The 18,003-nt window shown below is 62.2% G+C and carries 17 protein-coding genes and 1 pseudogene; 5 read left to right on the top strand and 13 right to left on the bottom strand.

Annotated features, from left to right (window positions below):
* Positions 1 to 75 precede the first annotated feature (75 nt).
* A complete protein-coding gene (locus HX793_RS18995) occupies positions 76 to 768 on the bottom strand; it encodes an NUDIX hydrolase (RefSeq protein WP_177052227.1) in 693 nt (230 codons plus the stop codon).
* A gap of 147 nt (positions 769 to 915) precedes the next feature.
* On the opposite strand from HX793_RS18995, the gene HX793_RS18990 reads away from it, so the two are divergent.
* Genes HX793_RS18990 through nadE form a run of 3 tightly spaced genes read left to right on the top strand, consistent with a single transcriptional unit; the run spans position 916 to position 3,603 of the window.
* Positions 916 to 1,563 (top strand): nicotinamidase, encoded by a 648-nt coding sequence (locus HX793_RS18990; protein WP_016977236.1) that lies wholly within the window; start codon positions 916 to 918, stop codon positions 1,561 to 1,563.
* Positions 1,564 to 1,574: 11 nt separating this feature from the next.
* The gene (gene pncB, locus HX793_RS18985) at positions 1,575 to 2,792 is read left to right on the top strand and encodes a nicotinate phosphoribosyltransferase (RefSeq protein ID WP_177052228.1); all 1,218 of its coding nucleotides are present in this window, start codon (positions 1,575 to 1,577) and stop codon (positions 2,790 to 2,792) included.
* A 1-nt stretch (position 2,793) separates the two neighbouring features.
* Positions 2,794 to 3,603 (top strand): NAD(+) synthase, encoded by an 810-nt coding sequence (nadE, locus tag HX793_RS18980; RefSeq protein WP_177097448.1) that lies wholly within the window; start codon positions 2,794 to 2,796, stop codon positions 3,601 to 3,603.
* On the opposite strand, the gene HX793_RS18975 is transcribed toward nadE, so the two are convergent.
* The 7 genes from HX793_RS18975 to HX793_RS18945 are packed head-to-tail and all read right to left on the bottom strand — an operon-like array spanning position 3,604 to position 10,043.
* On the bottom strand, positions 3,604 to 4,635 hold the full coding sequence (locus HX793_RS18975; protein ID WP_177052230.1) for an ABC transporter substrate-binding protein: 1,032 nt from the start codon (positions 4,633 to 4,635) through the stop codon (positions 3,604 to 3,606). It abuts the gene before it with no gap.
* A gap of 14 nt (positions 4,636 to 4,649) precedes the next feature.
* Complete coding sequence (locus HX793_RS18970) at positions 4,650 to 5,747, bottom strand: NAD(P)/FAD-dependent oxidoreductase (RefSeq protein WP_177097446.1); 1,098 nt, start codon at positions 5,745 to 5,747, stop codon at positions 4,650 to 4,652.
* On the bottom strand, positions 5,744 to 7,087 hold the full coding sequence (locus tag HX793_RS18965; RefSeq protein WP_177097444.1) for an FAD/NAD(P)-dependent oxidoreductase: 1,344 nt from the start codon (positions 7,085 to 7,087) through the stop codon (positions 5,744 to 5,746). Before HX793_RS18965 ends, HX793_RS18970 begins: the two co-directional genes overlap by 4 nt.
* Positions 7,084 to 7,374: a (2Fe-2S)-binding protein gene (locus tag HX793_RS18960; protein WP_038846668.1), complete on the bottom strand. Its 291-nt coding sequence runs from the start codon at positions 7,372 to 7,374 to the stop codon at positions 7,084 to 7,086. Before HX793_RS18960 ends, HX793_RS18965 begins: the two co-directional genes overlap by 4 nt.
* Positions 7,374 to 8,168 carry an ABC transporter permease gene (locus HX793_RS18955; RefSeq protein WP_016977229.1) on the bottom strand — a complete coding sequence of 265 codons (795 nt, stop codon included), beginning with the start codon at positions 8,166 to 8,168 and terminating at the stop codon, positions 7,374 to 7,376. The genes HX793_RS18960 and HX793_RS18955 overlap by 1 nt, the downstream gene beginning before the upstream one ends.
* 4 nt (positions 8,169 to 8,172) lie before the next feature.
* Positions 8,173 to 9,018, bottom strand: coding sequence for an ABC transporter permease (locus HX793_RS18950; RefSeq protein ID WP_016977228.1), 846 nt, complete (start codon positions 9,016 to 9,018; stop codon positions 8,173 to 8,175).
* Positions 9,015 to 10,043: an ABC transporter ATP-binding protein gene (locus HX793_RS18945; RefSeq protein WP_177052232.1), complete on the bottom strand. Its 1,029-nt coding sequence runs from the start codon at positions 10,041 to 10,043 to the stop codon at positions 9,015 to 9,017. The genes HX793_RS18950 and HX793_RS18945 overlap by 4 nt, the downstream gene beginning before the upstream one ends.
* Before the next feature lie 243 nt (positions 10,044 to 10,286).
* Here HX793_RS18945 and HX793_RS18940 point away from each other — a divergent pair, with 243 nt between their 5' ends.
* On the top strand, positions 10,287 to 11,144 hold the full coding sequence (locus HX793_RS18940) for an IclR family transcriptional regulator (protein WP_177052233.1): 858 nt from the start codon (positions 10,287 to 10,289) through the stop codon (positions 11,142 to 11,144).
* Here the strand turns inward: HX793_RS18940 and HX793_RS18935 are convergent, their stop codons facing one another.
* The 3 genes from HX793_RS18935 to HX793_RS18925 all read right to left on the bottom strand — a co-directional run bounded on the left by HX793_RS18935 (position 11,145) and on the right by HX793_RS18925 (position 15,369).
* Positions 11,145 to 12,533: a class II fumarate hydratase gene (locus HX793_RS18935; protein WP_177097442.1), complete on the bottom strand. Its 1,389-nt coding sequence runs from the start codon at positions 12,531 to 12,533 to the stop codon at positions 11,145 to 11,147.
* A 12-nt stretch (positions 12,534 to 12,545) separates the two neighbouring features.
* Positions 12,546 to 13,850, bottom strand: a complete 1,305-nt coding sequence (locus HX793_RS18930) for a cation:dicarboxylate symporter family transporter (protein ID WP_016977224.1) — start codon at positions 13,848 to 13,850, stop codon at positions 12,546 to 12,548.
* A gap of 163 nt (positions 13,851 to 14,013) precedes the next feature.
* A complete protein-coding gene (locus HX793_RS18925; protein ID WP_177052235.1) occupies positions 14,014 to 15,369 on the bottom strand; it encodes a class-II fumarase/aspartase family protein in 1,356 nt (451 codons plus the stop codon).
* Between the two features lie 113 nt (positions 15,370 to 15,482).
* Here HX793_RS18925 and HX793_RS18920 point away from each other — a divergent pair, with 113 nt between their 5' ends.
* Positions 15,483 to 16,214, top strand: a complete 732-nt coding sequence (locus tag HX793_RS18920) for a GntR family transcriptional regulator (protein ID WP_177052244.1) — start codon at positions 15,483 to 15,485, stop codon at positions 16,212 to 16,214.
* Here HX793_RS18920 and HX793_RS32030 read toward each other — a convergent pair.
* Both HX793_RS32030 and HX793_RS32025 read right to left on the bottom strand, forming a co-directional pair.
* On the bottom strand, positions 16,211 to 16,918 hold the full coding sequence (locus HX793_RS32030) for a methyl-accepting chemotaxis protein (protein WP_438810853.1): 708 nt from the start codon (positions 16,916 to 16,918) through the stop codon (positions 16,211 to 16,213). The genes HX793_RS18920 and HX793_RS32030 overlap by 4 nt on opposite strands.
* A gap of 417 nt (positions 16,919 to 17,335) precedes the next feature.
* Positions 17,336 to 17,827 (bottom strand): annotated as a pseudogene (locus tag HX793_RS32025) (MCP four helix bundle domain-containing protein); the annotation flags it as partial.
* Between the last annotated feature and the right edge of the window lie 176 nt (positions 17,828 to 18,003).

Here is an 18,003-nt window from a genome sequence, read left to right as displayed (position 1 = left end):
GCCGTACATCAATCCAAAATGTGGGAGCGAGCAAGCCCGCTCCCACAGGTGATCTTCGGTGTTCTTTAAAACGCGTTACTCGGCAAAACTGCGGTCGAAGAAGTAGATTTCTCCAGGTTTGAGAACCGTCACCGTCGCCTGGGGCCTGCCGCCTTCACCATTCTTCTTGCGCCCGGTCTCGCGCAGAAACCCCGCCTCAGTCAGCTTCAGCAAGCGCTGGCGAATACTGGTCTTCAATACCGGCCGCGCCAGCACCAGGGAAAAGATCGTGGTCGCTTCCGGCGCGCTGAACTCATCGCCCAGGAACATCAGCGGCAAGCTGCTGTACAGCGATTTGGAAAACAAGCGCTCCTGCACGGCGGCCACGATGCTGTTGTGATCGAACGGCAGCTTGATGCGGCCATCCGCGACCCCCGCCAGTGAAAACCAGGCCTGATGCTCACCCAGCGCTACCTCATCCGCCACGATCGCCAGGTAGTAAGTGGACGACGACCAACAGCGCGGATCACGAAACGCATCCCCCACCGTGCCCACTTGCTCGCTCCACGCCAGCGCCAGGCCCACTTTGTCACTCGCCCGCAAGCGCTCCACCGCATCCTTGAGGCTCAGATCTTGCACGCCGCCATTCACCACCACGCCCGGCAGCGCCCAATGCCCGGTGAAGGGTTCGGCGTCGCGTTTGTTCAGCAGCAATTTCAGCTCCCCTGAGGCGCGGCAATAAAACACTACGCACAGGTCGACGGTGTGGAGGTAGGGGCTCAAGGGCATGTTGACGTCCTTCTAGACAGCGATGACGCACAGTCTAACCAATCGAGCAAATATGTCATGTACTTGAGCCCGCATAGATAACTAAATGTTTCTTGCAATGAAAGTACATGACGTGTACTTTTGTTTCCAGGCCACAGGAGAATCGTCATGACCCTCGCGAAAACTGCCATTGCTTCATTCGATGTCGACGCCCAGAAGAGCTTCACGCCGCTGTGCCCCAACGAATTGCCTGTGGCTGGCGGCGACCAGATCGGGGCCGAGCTCAACTACATGGCGAGTCTGGCCGGCTATCGCGTTGGCAGCAAAGACGCTCACACACCGCATGCGCCCTGGGTGGTGTCGCAGCACAGCGAGATGCTGCAAGCCACCGGCCTGGCCCACGCCGATGTGACTTGGGTGAGCCATTGCGTGCCGGGCACTGAGGGCTTCACCTTGCTCGACGAATTGCCCACGCCTTATGACTACGACTACTTCATCTGGAAAGGCGTCGAGCCCGATCTGCACCCCTACGGCGCCTGCTACCACGACCTGCACGACAAACTGTCTACCGGCGTGATCGAGTACTTGAAGGCCCAAGGCGTGACACGCGTGATCGTCGGCGGCCTGGCGCTGGACTACTGCGTCAAGACCACCGCATTGCAATTGCTCAAGGCTGGCCTGGAAGTGGTTTTGCACTTGCCGGCGTGCCGGGGCATTACGCAGGAGGGCGGCGTACAGGCGGTCAACGAGTTGCTCAAGGCCGGTGCCGTCATCAGCAGCACCCGCGAAGAACTGGCCGCGATGGCCGCGCGTTAAGGAGACACACCATGGAAAGTGCCTACGACTACGAAACGCCCGTTATCCAGGGGTTGCTCGACACCGACTACTACACCTTCACCATGATGCAGGCCGTGTTGCACCAGCACCCCAATGTCGATGTGGAGTACAACTTCATCGTGCGGTCCAAGGAAACGCTCGGCCATCTGATTCCCGAAATCCGTGCCGAGTTGGAGCAACTCGCCAGCCTGCGTATGCGCGAAGGTGAGCTGCGCTTTCTGTTCAATCCACGCTTTCGCGAATACCTCACACCGGACTACGAGCGTTTCCTCGGCCTGTTCCGCTTCAATCTGCGCTACATCCATGTCAGTGAAGTCGACGGCCAACTGAACATCCGCGTGGTCGGCCCGATGCTGCATTGCATCATGTTCGAACAGCCGGTCCTGGCCCTGGTCAGTGAGCTGCGCAACCGCAACAAATACCCCGACGTGATCCTGGAAGACGTCACCCGCAAGCTCTACCAGAAGTTCGACTGGCTGGAGAAAAACCTCAGCCGCGAAGAACTCGCCGACCTGCGTGTGTCTGACTTTTCCACCCGGCGCCGTCTGTCGTTCAAGGCCCAGCGCGAAGTGGTCGACATCATGCGCCGCGACTTTCCCGGCCAGTTTGTTGGCACCAGCAATGCGCACCTGGCTTACGAATTCGACCTGCCGCTGATTGGCACCATGGCCCACCAATGGCTGATGGTGCACCAGCAACTGGGGCGCCTGCGCGAAAGCCAGAACGCCGCCCTGGAAAACTGGGTGCGCGAATACCGTGGCCGTCTCGGCATCGCCTTGACTGACTGCATCAGCACCGACTTTTTCCTCAAGGACTTCGACCTTTACTTCGCCAAGCTGTATGACGGCCTGCGCCAGGACTCCGGCGACCCGATCATCTGGGCCGACAAAGTGCTGGCCCGCTACCAGCAACTGGGCATCGACCCGATGACCAAGGACCTGATGTTCTCTGACGGCCTGAACTTCGAAAAATGCCTGCCGATCCTGCGGCACGTGCGCGGCAAGGCCAAGTTCGGCTTCGGCATGGGCACCAGCCTGGCCTGCGACGTGGAGGGCGTCGAACCGCTGAGCATCGTGATGAAACTGGTGCGGGTGCACGGCGAACCGGTGGTGAAATTTTCGGATGACCCGATCAAGAACGTCTGCGAAGACGCCTCGTTTTTGCAGTACGCAGCACACGTATTCAATGTCGGCAGCGTGGAGGTGTGACATGCAAGCACGTATCGCACAGGAACTGAACATCAATCGGCAACTGGTCAAAGGCGGTGAGTCGAAGGAAATCCAACGGCGCATCGACTTCATCAAGACCACCTTGCGCGGTTCCGGATGCAAGGCGTTGGTACTAGGCATCAGCGGGGGTGTTGATTCCCTTACCGCCGGCCGTCTGTGCCAGTTGGCCGTGGAGCAACTGCGTGGCGAAGGCTACGCTGCACGCTTCATCGCCATGCGCCTGCCTTACAAAACCCAGGCCGACGAACGCGACGCCCAGGCTTCCCTGGACTTCATCACCCCGGACCAGATCCACACCCTCAACATCGCCGCCAGCGTCGACGGCCTCATGGCCAGCCTGACCGCCACCGAAGCCAGCGCGGCCCATGTCGATTTCATCAAGGGCAACGTCAAGGCACGCACACGGATGGTCGCCCAATACGCTGTGGCCAACCTGCACAACGGCCTGGTGGTTGGCACTGACCACGGCGCTGAAGCGCTGATGGGCTTTTTCACCAAGTTCGGCGACGGCGCCTGCGACCTGGCGCCACTGTCGGGCCTGACCAAAACCCAGGTGCGCATGCTCGCCACGGTCCTCGGCGCCCCCGACAAGTTGGTGCATAAACACCCGACTGCCGACCTGGAAGAGCTTGTGCCGGGCAAGCTGGATGAACACGCTTACGGCTGCACTTACGCAGAGATCGACGCCTACCTGATGGGCGAACCGGTGAGCGAGCGGGTGACGGCGATTATCGAGGGCGCATACAGCAAGACAGCGCACAAACGTGCGCTGCCGATTGTTCCCCTTTGATCAGCGTTCGATCGACCGACTCCACCGCGCATTCCACTCCGGCCGCGCCTGGTTGACCTGGTCCCAATCAATCGAAATCGCCGTCTGCAAGTAACTTTGCATCGCTTCTACTCGGGCGCGGGTCTTGTCGGTGGTCGGCGTGGTCGGGTTAGACGGGATCTGATCGCCTTCTTCCAGCGCCGGGGCCTGGGCTTCGGCGGTCAGCAAAAATGCGGCGAGCTTCTGCGCCAGTTCCGGCTGGTCGTTGCGCGCGATCACACACTCAGCCACGTTCAGCACCACCGCGCCTTCCTTGGGTTGCGCATATTCCATGGGCACGCCGAGCAGTTTCTGGGTGGCGACCTGGGTGGGCGTCAGCGGGAAGAGCGCGGCTTCGTCGGTCTGCACCATTTCGGAGATCTTCGCGGAGCTGGCAATGTATTCCAGCACGTTGGGGCCGACGGTTTTTGGCCAGGCCTTGAAGCCCGGGTCGACGTTGGTTTCGTCACCGCCCTGGAGGCGGTTGAACATCAGGAAGCCATGCAGGCCGAAGGTGGAGGAGGCCAGTGACTGGAACACCACTTTGTCCTTGAAGCGCGGGTCGGCCAGGTCCATCCACGAGGTGGGTGCGGCCCAGCCTTTTTCCTTGAACATCTTGGCGTTGTAGCCCAGGCCGGTGACGCCGAGGGTCACGGCCACGGCCTCTTCCTTGATCTTTGCCTTGGCTGGGATCTGCTCCAGGGTCGGGCTGGGCGCCAGCTTGTCGCACAATCCCATGGAAATCGCGCGGTACATGATGCCGTCGTCGAGGAACATCACGTGCATCTGCGGGTTGTCTTTGTTGGCCTGGACCTTGGCGAGGATGTCCGACGAGGTGCCGGGCACGATCACCACCTTGACGTTATTGGCCTTTTCGAACGCGGGCAGCACCTTGTCGGCGTAGACCCGTTCCATGGTGCCGCCGTTCATGCCCAGGTACAGCGTGGGCGCGGCGTGGGCCGTTGAGACGAGCAGGGCGAGGGACAAGCAGGACAGCGCAATACGTGGGTTCATGGATGTTTTTCCTCTCAGGCTTGGAAACGACGGATGGAAAACGCTTCGATGGGTTGGCGGCTGGCACCGGTGCAGACGATCTCTGCCAGGGCTTCACCGACGGCGGGACCGAGCTGGAACCCGGCGCCGGCAAAGCCGAAGCCGTGGAGCAAGCCGGGTTGGGTACTGCTGGGGCCGATCACCGGTTCATGATCGGGGAGGTAACCTTCGGTGCCACTCCAGGTGCGGATGGCCTGGGCACCCTTGAGAAACGGATACAGCTCGCCGGCATTGCGCAGGATCTCCAGCACCGCGGCTTGCCCTGGTCGCGCTTGCTGCGGGCCGAGGGCAAAGCCGCGACCGCCGCCGAGGATGCAATTGCCCCGGGCAACCTGTCGCGCATAAATCCCGCCGCCTTCGACGCCCGTGCTCACGTCCATCACCACCGGTAAGGGCTCAGTGACCAGCATCGCCGGGTGTGCCGAGGTCATGGGCACCGCTTCGCCAAACTGTTCGGCCACCGCACCGGCCCACGCCCCGGCGCAATTGAGCAGCCACGGTGCTTGCAGATGCAGACCGTTGGCGCAGTGCACCTGGAAGTGCTGGCCGTCATGCTCGATACGCGTGACCTGCGACTGTTCATAAATCAGCGCGCCGCGTTGTTTTGCTGCGCGAGCGAAAGCGGGCGACACCAGGCGGGGGTTGGCGTGGCCGTCTTCCGGGCACAGCGAGGCACCGACGGCGATGTCACCGACCCAGGGGAATCGCGCGCGCAGCTCGGCGTAATCCAGCAGTTGCAAACCCAGGCCAAATCCTTGTGTCTGCTCGGCATACGCTTGCAACGCGGCGAAATCGGCATGACTGCGCGCCAGTTTCAAATGCCCGGAACGCACGTATTCGCCGTCGATGCCGATTAATCCCGGCAAGTCTGCCCACAGTTGGTGGGCACGCTGCGACAGTGGCAACTGGTGCAAGGGCCGACCCTGGCGCCGCACGCCGCCGTAGTTGACGCCGCTGGAGTGTGAGCCGCAGAAGTCCCGCTCCACCAGCGCCGCCCGCTGACCTTTCTGCGCCAGCATCAGCGCCGCTGAGGCGCCGACAATCCCGCCGCCCAGTACGATGACGTCAATCACGGCTGCACCTCCACGCCAAACGGCAGCGGCTTGATCGGTGCCTGACCGCGCAGCCGGCCGACGTTTTCGATGGCCCGGCCGCTGCGCTCGGCGACAATTTCCGCCGCCGCCAACCCGCACATCCGGCCTTGGCAGCGGCCCATGCCGACGCGACAGTGGGCCTTGACGCGATTGATCTCCCAATGGCCCTCATCCACCACCGCGCGCACGTCGCCGACGCTGACTTCTTCGCAGCGACAGAGGATCAATTCATCGGGAGCTTCGGCCGCCCATTGTTCCGGGAACGGGAACGCAGTTTCCAAACCATGACGAAAGCGTTGGATGGCGGCCAATTGTTGCTCCAGCACAGCAGGGCGGCGCTGATCGATGGACACGCCCAAATCCCCTAGCACGGCCAGCGCTGCACGCTCACCGGCCATTTGTGCGGCGTCCGCGCCCATGATCCCAGCCCCATCGCCCGCCAGGTACACGCCGTTGACGCTGCTGCGTCCGGCGCTGTCCCGTTGTGGCAGCCACGCGCGATTCAACACGTTCCAGGCGAATTCGCAACCGAGCAAATCCGCCAGTTGCGTCTCGCTGCGCAGGGCATGGGCGAAGGCCACGGCGTCGCATTCCAGGGTCTGATCAGCCCATTGAATGCCGCTGACCCGTTGCGCGCCGTCGATCTGTTCAAGCGTCGCGCCCTGGTGCACGGGAATCCCGTGGGCCGTCAACCAGGCGCGGTAATACACGCCTTTGGCCAAGGTCGCCGGTTGCCCGAGCAGCGCCGGCAATGCACGGCATTGGGCACTGAACGGCGCGCTGTCGAGCACTGCCACCACCTTGGCGCCGGCCTTGGCATACTGGTAAGCCACCAGATACAGCAACGGCCCGCTGCCACAAAACGCCACACGCTCGCCGATGGCGCAGCCTTGGTACTTCAGCGCGATTTGTGCCGCGCCCAGGCTGTACACACCCGGCAAGGTCCAGCCCGGCACGGGCAGGATGCGGTCGGTGGCGCCGGTGGCGACGATGAGTTGTGCGTACTCGATGCTTTCGGCACGGCCATTGTTCAGCATATCCAGGCGCCCGTCCTCGGCATTCCACACCAGGGTTTGCGGGCGGTAGTCGATCAGCGGTGCCAGCTCATCCATTGTGCGGTGCACGGCCTCGGCCTTGCGCGCTTCAAAACCGTAGAGTTGCTGGGCGGTGCGCTGGAAGCCTACCGGTTGGCGTCGATAAATCTGCCCGCCACCGCGCAGGCTTTCATCCACCAGGCAAGGTCTGATGCCATGGTCGAGCAACGTGCGCGCCGCGCTGATCCCGGCCGGGCCTGCGCCCACAATCACCACAGGCTTCATGACTGGCGCCCCGGTTCGCGGCGGATGGCCTGGCCTTCTTCCAATAGCGTCGAACAGGCGCGCACGCGGCGGCCATCCTCCAGCCGCACCCAGCAATCCTGGCACGCGCCCATCAGGCAGAAACCGGCCCGAGGTTCGGCGCTGAAATCACTGCCGCGCAGGTGTTCGGCGCAGGTCAGCACGGCGGTCAGCAGGGTGTCACCGAGCAAACCGCTGGCGGGTTGCCCGTCAAGGGTAAAGGCCAGGGCAGGGCGTTGGGTTTCGGCCAGGCGTTTGAACAGAGCCATCAATGTTTCCCCACCAGCACGCGGTCCAGGCCATAGACCCGGTCCAGCAAAATCATGGTGGCCGCCGTGAGTGCAATCACCAGCGCCGACACCGCCGCCATCATCGGGTCGATGGATTCGGTGGCATACACATACATGCGCACTGGCAGAGTCTGGGTCGCCGGCGAGCTGACGAAGATCGACAACGTCACCTCATCGAAACTGTTGATGAACGCCAACAACCAGCCGCCCGCCACCCCCGGCAGGATCATCGGCAGGGTGATCTGGCGGAACAACGTAAAGCGGCTGGCGCCCAGGGACTCGGCGGCCTGCTCGGCGCTGCGATCAATCCCAATCGCGGCGGCCAACACCAGGCGCAGCACATACGGCGTGATGATCACCACGTGCGCGAGCATCAGCCAGGTGAAGCTGCCGTTCACGCCCATCAGTGCGAACAGGCGCAGCATCGCCACGCCCAGCACCAGGTGCGGAATGATGATCGGTGACAGGAACAGCGCACTGAAAAAATTGCGCCCCGCAAACTGATAGCGACTGATCGCCAAGGCGGCCGGCACCGCAATCAAGGTCGCCAGGCTCGCGGCGGTAAACGCCAAAATCAGGCTGTTGTAGAACGCCTGGATAAAATCCGCGCGCTCGAACACCGCACGGAACCAGCGCAGGGAGAAGCCCGAGGTGGGCAGGCTCAAGGTGTTTTCCGGGGTGAAGGCCACCAGGCACACCACCACCAGCGGCGCCATCATGAACAGCACCACCAGCGTATGAAAGCCGAGGGCCAAAGGACCGTTTCTGGACATGCGTTTAAACCCCCAGGGACTTTTTGTAGCGGCCTTCGACCATGCGGTTCCAGCTCAGCATGATCAGCAGATTGACCAACAGCAGCACCACCGCGATGGTTGCGCCCATGGGCCAGTTGAGTTCCGATAGGTACTGGTCGTACACCACGGTGGCGACCATTTTCAGGCGGCGTCCACCGAGCAGGCCGGGGATCGCAAAGGAACTGGCGGCCAGGCCGAACACGATCAGCGTGCCGGACAGTACGCCGGGCATCACCTGGGGCAATACGATCTTGCGCATCACCGTGGTCTGGCTGGCGCCGAGGGACAACGCCGCTTGTTCAGCCGATGGGTCGAGCTTTTGCAGGGAAGTCCACACCGGGATGATCATGAACGGCAGCATCACGTGCACCAGGGCGATGATCACCGCGAACGGCGTGTACAACAGCTTTACCGGGCGCCCGCCGAGGAATTGAATGACTTGGTTGACCAGCCCGTCCGCGCCGAGCAGCAGGCTCCAGCCAAAGGCGCGCACCACTACCGAGATCAGCAGCGGCGTGAGGATCAGGATCAGGAAGATCGAGCGCCACGGGGTGCCCATGCGGCTGAGGATGTAAGCCTCTGGTACGCCGATCACCACGCAGAGCAGGGTGACCAAGGCGCTGATCCAGAAGGTGCGCCAGAAGATTTCGTAGAAGTACGCATCGCTGAACAGCGACAAATAATGCGCCAGGGTCCACTCATCGCCCTTTACGCCCACTTGGTAATCGAACACGTTGAACGACAGCACCAGCGTCAGGCCCAACGGCAGAATCAGCAGCCCGACAAACAGCACCAGGGCGGGCAACGACAACAGATAGCCCCGGCTCATGCGCGCACCTCATCCGCCGCCAATACGCGCAGCAGGCTGGCTTGCCAGTCCAGGCCCACCGCGGCTCCGCAACCGAGCGGCGCGCTGCCGTCGTTGCTGCGCACCACGGTGATTTCGCCAAGGTTGGTGTGGATGCGATACAGCCACTGGCTGCCGAAAAAGTAGCTATCGAGGACCTTGCCTTGCAGTCGGCCGGTGCCGGCGTCCACCAGTTGGATCTTTTCCGGGCGCAGGCTTAGGGTCAGTTCGCCGTCACCGCTTTCGTGGCGGACTTGTGGGCTCCCGAGCTGGTCATAGTCGCCCGGCAACAGGTTAGCCTTGCCGACAAAATCCGAGATGAAGCGTGTACGCGGGTGTTCATAGAGCTTGTACGGCGCGTCGATCTGGGTGACGCGCCCGGCCTGCATCACCACTACGCGGTCGCTGATGGACAGCGCTTCGGCTTGGTCGTGGGTGACCATCAAGGTGGTGATGCCCACGGCGCACTGGATGCGGCGGATTTCGAACTGCATTTCTTCGCGCAGGTTGGCGTCGAGGTTGGACAGCGGTTCATCCAGCAGCAGCACCGGCGGCTCGATCACCAGGGCACGGGCCAGGGCCACACGTTGGCGTTGGCCGCCGGACAATTCACGTGGATAACGGTCAGCGTGGGGGGCCAGGCGCACCAGTTCCAATACCATCTTGACCTTGCTGGCGATCTGCGCCGCCGGCACTTTGCGCATCTTCAGGCCGAAGGCAACGTTGTCGCGCACGCTCATGTGCGGGAACAGCGCGTAGCTCTGGAACACCACGCCCAGGCCACGGCTGGCGGGCTTGGCGTGAGTGATGTCGCGGCCATCGAGCAGGATCTGCCCGCCGCTCACATCAACGAAGCCGGCGATCATTTGCAGCGTGGTGGTCTTGCCGCAGCCCGAGGGGCCGAGCAGGGAAACGAACTCGCCTTTTTCCACCGCAAGGTCGGTGGCGACCACCGCATCGACGGCGCCGTAGCGTTTGCTCAAGGCGTTGAGTTGGAGAAATGCCATGTCTGCGTTCCACCTTTTTTTGAGTCGCGTCGAAACGCGCTTTTTTGTTTTGGGCAGATGCGAATGAAGTGTTGCCGGTGCGTTGGCGCTCGATCTTGAGTCGGCTGCCGTTAGTTGTTCATGTCGCCCCTGTGGACGCAGATTAGGACGAAGACTAGGATGGGCGGAAGATGGAATTTCACTCAACGGACTACTATTTTCATATTTATTCATCCACCGGAATTTACTAAGAGATTGTTTGTTATGAATTCCACTGATCGAAATGAAAGTGCCAAAGAAGTCGGCTCCGGTGGGGTGTCCCGACTGTTCGCGCTGCTGCGCACCCTGGGTGACGTGCCGGAGGGCGGTGAACGCGTGACGCAGCTCGCGCAACAGGTGGGCTTGTCCCAACCGACCACTCACCGCCTGCTGCGCAGCCTGATGGACGAAGGCATGGTCGAGCAGGACGCGCGCAGCAAGCGCTATCGCCTGAGCCTGGAGTTCTTCGCTCTCGCAGCGAATGCGGGCAAGACCGGCAACCTGCGTGACCTGGTGCGGCCGAGCATGCTGCGCTTGAGTGCGTCATTGGGTGATTCGCTGTTCTTGCTCGCGCGCTCAGGCTTCGACGCGATCTGCCTGGACCGCAGCGAAGGCCCATACCCCATCCGCACCTTCACCGGCGATATCGGCGGGCGTGTGGCGTTGGGCGTGGGGCAGGGTAGCCTGGCGATCCTGGCGTTTTTGCCGGAGGAAGAGCGCGAGACGGTGATCCGCTACAACCTGCCACGGCTTAAGGACTTCCATCTGTATGACGAAGTGCTGCTGCGCTCGGAAGTGGAGAATGTGCGCAATCTTGGGTACGCGGCGCGCAATACCGGCGTGTTGGAAGGTATGGCGGGGTTGGCGGTGCCGATCCTCAATCGGGATGGGCATGCGGTGGCGGCGTTGAGTGTGGCGACCATCAGCGACCGGCTGGGGCCGAGTCGGTTGCCGATGGTGGTGGAGTTGCTCAAACGCGAAGCGGCGGCGATTGGGCCAAGGATCAATCCGTTTGATCCGACGTTGCGCCGGCCCTCGCAGACCTTTGTCGGGTTGAACTTCCAGGAACGCAGCGTGCAGTGATCAACCGGGGCTGATCATCCGTTCCGGTCGCACCCGTTGGTCATATTCTGCGGCGGTGATCAGCCCCTGCTGCACCGCCGCCTCCTTGGGTGACAAGCCTCCATCCGCCGCCTTGCGAGTGATCTGCGCCACGCGGTCATAACCCAGCAGCGGGTTCAGCACCGTCGCCATCAACAACGAGTGCTCCACGTTACGCGCCAACTGCGGGCGGTTCACCTCCAGGCCGCTCAGCAACTTGTGGGTGAACAGGCTGACGCAGTCGGTGAGTACCTCGATCGAGTGCAGCAGGTTGTGGATCAGTACCGGCTTGGCCACGTTCAATTCGAAGGTGCTGGAAGCGCCCGCCAAGGTGATGGTGGTGTGATTGCCCATCACCTGCATCGCCGCCTGCACCAGCACTTCGGCGATGGTGGGATTGCGTTTGCCGGGCATGATCGAGGAGGTCAGGCCATCGTCCGGCACGATCAATTCCCCCAGGCCGCAACGCGGACCCGAACCGAGCAGGCGGATGTCATTGGCGATCTTGGTCAAGGAAACAGCCAGTACATTCAGCGCCCCGGAGGCTTCGACCAGGGCATCGTGGGTGCCCATGCCTTCGAACTTGCAGGGGTTGGTCTCGAAGGGTTCGCCGGTGAGCCGGCTGATTTCCTCGCAGAACGCCAAGTCAAAACCGACCGGTGTGTTCAACCCGGTGCCTACCGCCGTGCCACCTTGGGGCAGCAGGCGCAGGCGCGGCAGGCAGGCTTCGATTCGCGCGATGCCATGCTGGATCTGCTGGGCAAACGCACCAAAGGCCTGGCCCTGGCTCATCGGCACCGCATCCATCAGGTGGGTGCGACCGATTTTCAGCACGTCCTGCCAGGCGTCTGCCTTGGCGTTGAGTCCATCACGCAGATGGCCCAATGCAGGCAGCAGGCGACCGCGCAGTTCCAGCACGGCGGTCAGGTGCATCACCGTGGGGAAGCTGTCGTTGGACGACTGCGAGCGGTTCACATGGTCATTGGGATGTACCGGCGACTTGCTGCCCAGTTCAGCACCAAGCGCGAGGTTGGCGTGATTGGCGATCACCTCATTGGCGTTCATGTTGGTCTGGGTGCCTGAGCCGGTCTGCCAGATCGACAGCGGGAAATGCGCGTCCAGCTCGCCATTGGCCAAGGCTTGCGCCGCCTGTTCGATGGCGTCTGCCAGGTTCGGCGCCAGCGCGCCGAGCCGTGCGTTGGCGCGGGCACACGCGCGTTTCTGTTGGCCAAAAGCGCGGATCAAACTGGCGGGGAACGGCTGTTTGCTGCCGAACACCTCCAGTGCTCGTTGGGTCTGTGCGCCCCAGTAACGGTCGGCCGGGATCGACACCGGGCCGAACGCGTCATGTTCGATTCGCAGAGCAGTCATCACCAGGCTCCGTTAAAGCGCCGCGCCGGCAGCACGGCCGAGCACGCGTTGATATTCATCCTGGGCGGTCTGCTGGGAAAACTCGCCAGACCACTTCGACACCACCACCGTCGCCACGCTGTTGCCGATGGTGTTGCAGGTGGCAATCGCCATGGACATGAAGCGGTACACACCGAACAGCAGCGCCAAACCTTCCGCCGGCAGCACGCCGATAGCAGTGACGGTCGCGGCAAATACCACAAAGCTGCCCCCCGACACCGCCGCCGCGCCCTTGGAGGTCACCAGCATGATCGCGATGATGCCCAGCTGTTGCTCCCAGCTCAGCGGCACGCCGTAGGCGTTGGCAATAAACAGCACGCACAGCGACATGTAGATCGACGTACCGTCAAGGTTGAACGCGTAGCCGGTGGGCAAGACCAGGCCGACGCTCTGCTTGGAGCAGCCGAATTTTTCGAGCTTTTGCAGCAGGCGCGGCAGGGCACTTTCCGACGATGCGGTGCCGAGTACGATGAAGATTTCATCCTTGATGTACGTGAGGAAGCGCCACAGGCTGAAGCCGCTCAACCGGCACACCGCGCCCAGCACCACGAAGATAAAGAACGCAATGCCGACGTAGAACATCAACACCAGGTTGGCCAGGGACATCAGCACCGCGGTGCCATTGCTGCCCACCGCATACGCCACCGAACCGAAGGCCCCCAGAGGCGCGAACTTCATGATCAGGTTGATGAATTCGAAGAAGCATTCGGAGATGCGGTTCAGGCCGTCTTCGATCACTTCACGACGCTCAGGCTTCAAGGCCAGCAGGGCGAAACCGAACAACACCGAGATCACCAGCACTTGCAACAACTGGCCACCGGCGAAGGCACCGACGAAGTTGTCCGGGAAGATGCCGTAGATGAAGTCCATGGTCGACGCGGGCGCATGGCCCTTGGCAACCGCGGCACTGGCGGCAGCAGCGGCGGCACTGCTCGGGTGCGCGTCATGCATGCCGGAGCCGATTTGCAGCAGATTGCCCCACAGCAAGCCGATGGCCAGGGCGAGGGTGGACACCACTTCAAAGTAGATCAATGCACGCAGGCCGACTTTGCCGACACGCTTGATATCACCGGCTGAGGCGATGCCGTGGACCACGGTGAAAAACACCAGCGGCGCAACGGCGGTCTTGATCAGCTTGAGGAAAATATCGCCGAGGATCTTGAAACTGGCGGCCAGCTCCGGGGCGAGAAAGCCAAAGGCAATCCCGAGGAACATGGCGGCGACAACTTGGAAGGTCAGGTCCTTGTAGAGCGGTTTTTTTGCGGGGGTGGATGACATGTCTGTGATCTCATTGTTGTTATGGTTCGGTGTGACGCTGGAGATCCCAGTGTGGGAGCGGGCTTGCTCGCGAATGCGGTGCATCAGTCAACCCATTCACAACTGACAGACCGCTTTCGCGAGCAAGCCCGCTCCCACAGTTAGATCTCCATTGGATTTGGGATCAGCGTTTGACTGAGCCCTGGCGCGCCAGCGCGATATCCACCATTTGCGGCGCCAGCCCCAGGTAGTTGGCCGGGTCGGTCAGGCGTTGCAGTTCGGCCAGGTCCAGTTGCGCAGTGGCTTCGCCCTGGGCGAGCAGGGCGTCGAGCAGGCTGGTGCCCTGGTCATTGGCCATGCGGCATGCGGCGTAGACCACATCGTGGGCGACCTGGCGGCCGAGGGCCGGGGCGAGGCCCATCATCACGGCTTCGGCGACGATCAGACCCTGGGTCATGTCGAGGTTCTTGCGCATGCGTTCGGGGCGCACTTCCAGGCCGGCGAGCATGAAGGTCGCCTGGCCGAGGGACGCGGCGCTGAGGGCGAAGGCCTCCGGGATGGCGATCCACTCCGCCTGCCACGGGCCGGTGGAGCGTTCGAAGTCCTGGATCATCGCATCGAGCATCAGCCCGGCGTGTTGGCGCACGCCCTTGGCGGCGGCGTACATCAGCTCGCAGGAAATTGGGTTGCGCTTCTGCGGCATGGTGCTGCTGGCGCCACGGCCTTTTACGAAAGGCTCGTACACTTCGCCCAGTTCGCTGGTCATCATCATCATGATGTCGAGGGCGATCTTGCCCAGGGAGCCAGTCACCAGGCCGAGGAAGTTCAAGGTTTCGGCCAGGCCATCGCGGGCCACGTGCCAGGTGGCTTGCGGCACGCCCAGGCCCAGTTCGGCCATCAAGGCTTCCTGTACTTCCAGGCCCTTGTCGCCAAGAGAGGCGAGGGTGCCGGCGGCCCCGGCGAACTGGCCGATTTCGACGCGTGGGCGCAGTTCAACCAGGCGTTCGGCGTGGCGATCAAACATGCTCAACCACACCGCGCACTTGTAGCCGAAGGTGATCGGCAGCGCGTGTTGCAAGTGGGTGCGGCCCGCCATCGGTGTGTCGCGATAGCGCTCGGCAAGGCCGGCGAGCAAGCCGCGTACGGCCTGGATATCCCGCTCGACGATGGCCAGCGCAGCGCGGACCTGCAGGACCACGGCGGTGTCCATGATGTCTTGGGTAGTGGCGCCCCAGTGCACATAGCGGCCGGCTTCACCGCAGATCTTCGACAGTTGCTCCACCAACGGCAGGATCGGGTAACCGACGATCTCGGTCTCGTGTTGCATCCGCGCCAGGTCCAGGGCCTCGTATTTCGACAGCGCGGCGATCTGCTCGGCGGCCTCGCTTGGGATCACGCCGCAACGGGCTTCGGCGCGGGCCAGGGCGACTTCCACTTCGATGTAGCGTTCGATCAGGGCTTTATCGGAGAACACGCCGCGCATTTCGGCGGTGCCGAACATGTCGCGGAACAGGGCGGAATCAAAAACGGTGCTCGACATGGGAAAATCCTAATTGTTATTTTTAAACCATACATATTTAATATGTCCGTACAATATGATTACGCCTGTGCTGATACACTGTCAACTCGACAACGAGGGTAAAAATGGAAAGCGTGAGCCAGAGGCGTTATGCGGCGGTTGCCAAGGACTTGATCGATCAGATTGGCAGCGGCCATTACCCGGTGGGGTCGTTGTTGCCGACCGAATTCGAACTCTGCTCGCTGTACGCGGTGAGCCGGCACACCGTGCGCGCGGCCATCGATCAGTTGCAGGGGCAGGGCATGGTCTCGCGGCGCAAGCGCGTGGGGACGAGGGTCGAAGCGGCCTCACCCCAGGGCGGGTATTCCCAGGCGATGGCGTCGGTGGCCGACCTGGTGCAGGTGGCCGAAACCCATATCCGCGATATCCAGGATGTTCGCGAGTTCGTCGCTGATATCGCGCTGGCGCGGCGCGTGGGGCTGGAACCGGGCGGGCATTACTTCTGCGTGTCGAGCATCAAGGTCGATGCCAGCGCCGGCAACGCGCCGCTGTGCTGGACCGACGTGTACGCCGAGCAGACCTATGCCGAGGTAATTCCCGAAGCGCGCAAGCACCCGGATGAACTGATCGCCGCGTTGATCGGCAAGGCGTTCTCGCGGCATATCGATGTGGTGGACCAACAGGTGCGGCCGGTGCAGCTATCAGCTGAGTTGGCCGCCAGCCTCAAGGCGCAGGGCGGCGCGTTGGGGCTCAATATCATCCGCCAGTATCGTGATGAGGCTGGCGGGGTGATCGCGGTGTCGGAAACGGTCTACCCCGCAGATCGTTTTACCCTGACCATGCAGATGAAGCGCGACAAACGTTAGGCCACGTTGAAAAACGCCACCTTGGTACTCAAGCGATCTGCCAGCTCCGCCAGTTCGTGATTGGAATGCTCCACCTGCTCCGAGCCCGCCGCCGATTGCACGGTGGAGCTATGGATGCGTGTGACATTCTGCGCAACTTCTTCCGCCGCCGCGCTTTGCTGCACTGAAGCACTGGCGATCTGCGCGTTCATCGCATTGATCGCTCCCACTTCCTGGCTGATCTTGCCCAGGGCCACCTGTGAGTCGCGGGTCTGCGCCACGGTGACCTGGGCCAGGCTGCGGCTGCGTTGCATGATATCGGCGGCGTCCTGGGTGCCGTTTTGCAGCTTGCCGATCATGTCGCGGATCTCCTGGGTCGATTCCTGGGTGCGCGTCGCCAGCGAGCGCACTTCATCGGCCACCACCGCAAAACCACGGCCATGTTCACCGGCCCGCGCGGCTTCGATGGCCGCGTTGAGTGCCAGCAGGTTGGTTTGGGCAGCGATGGCGTTGATCACTTCGATCACGGTTTCGATGCTTTCACTGTCGCTGGACACTTGGTTGACCCGGCTGGTGGCCTGGTCGAGGATGGTTGCGAGCTCCTCGATAGCCACGGTCACTTCGCCGACCAGGCGGTGGCCACTGTCGACTTCTGCGTCCGCCAAAATGGTCGCCTTGGACGCAGCGGATGCGTAGCCCGAGACCTCACTGACCGAGGCCGCCATTTGCGTGATCGCAGCCGCCACATGCTGGGCTTCGCTGGTTTGCAGGGTGATCTGCTGACGGTTGTCGCTGGCTACGGACAACAGAGTGACCGAAGCGTGACGCAGGGCTTGGGCTGCCGAGCGTACTTCGGTGATGGTGTCGCCCAGGCGCGCCAGGGCGTTTTTCAAAATACCCATCACGCTGTCGGGGTAGCGGGTTTCGATGGGCTGGTTCAAGTCGCCATTGGCCAGGCGACGGATCGCCTCGGCGACTTCCTCCGGCTCGGCGCCAAGAGTGGCCTTGACCTTGCGGATGATCAACAGGGACACCAGCACGCTCAAGAGGATCGCGACGGCGCTGGCCAGCAGCATCAGCACGGCAAAGTTACTGGCGGCGGCTTGCACCGTGTCCAGGCGTTGCTTGATCTGGGCTTCTTCGAAGTCGATCAGGGCATTCACGCGTTTGAGCCATTCGGTGTAGTGAGCCGACGACTGGGCCAGCAGCAAGTCCTGGGCGCCGGCGATGTCATTGCCGCGACGCAGGCTGATCACCCGTTCGGTGGAGGCCAGGGCCTGGGTCTCGATGGCCTTGATATCAGCCAAAAGACGGGATTCCTCGGCGCTGGCGGCGGCGTTGGCGAACAGGCGATCCATCATCACCGCAGAGTCCTGGTAATCGCGCTTGAGCTGGTCGATCTCGGCCAGGTGGCGGTTGAGCGACGGTTCATCCTTGACCAATACGGCATCGCGGATGGCGATGGCGCGGTTGTGCACGCTGCCACGGAAATTGATCGCATAGCGCTGCACCACAGCAGCTTTTTCGGACACTTCCTTGAGGGTGCTGTCGATAAAACCCACGCGCTGGATACCGACGGCGGTGATCAGCACCAGCAACGACAGGGTGGACGCAAAGCCCAGTCCGATACGCATCGCCAACGAGACAGGTTTTTTCATGGAAAGCTCGATATTCAGGGAGTTGAGAGGTGATGGCTAATAGCTATCTTCGCGGGGGAATCTATCGACCCGCCTGTCACGCGTCCAATCAGAAATTGCTGACCCTGCCATCGAGCGAATTGATGGAATAAAACCTGGATTGACACGTCATC

It is taken from the genome of Pseudomonas reactans (assembly GCF_013387025.1).
Classification (GTDB): Bacteria; Pseudomonadota; Gammaproteobacteria; order Pseudomonadales; family Pseudomonadaceae; genus Aquipseudomonas; species Aquipseudomonas reactans.
The sequence above is the reverse complement of the archived record's forward strand: the minus strand, read 5'-3'. Positions and strand labels throughout refer to the sequence as shown.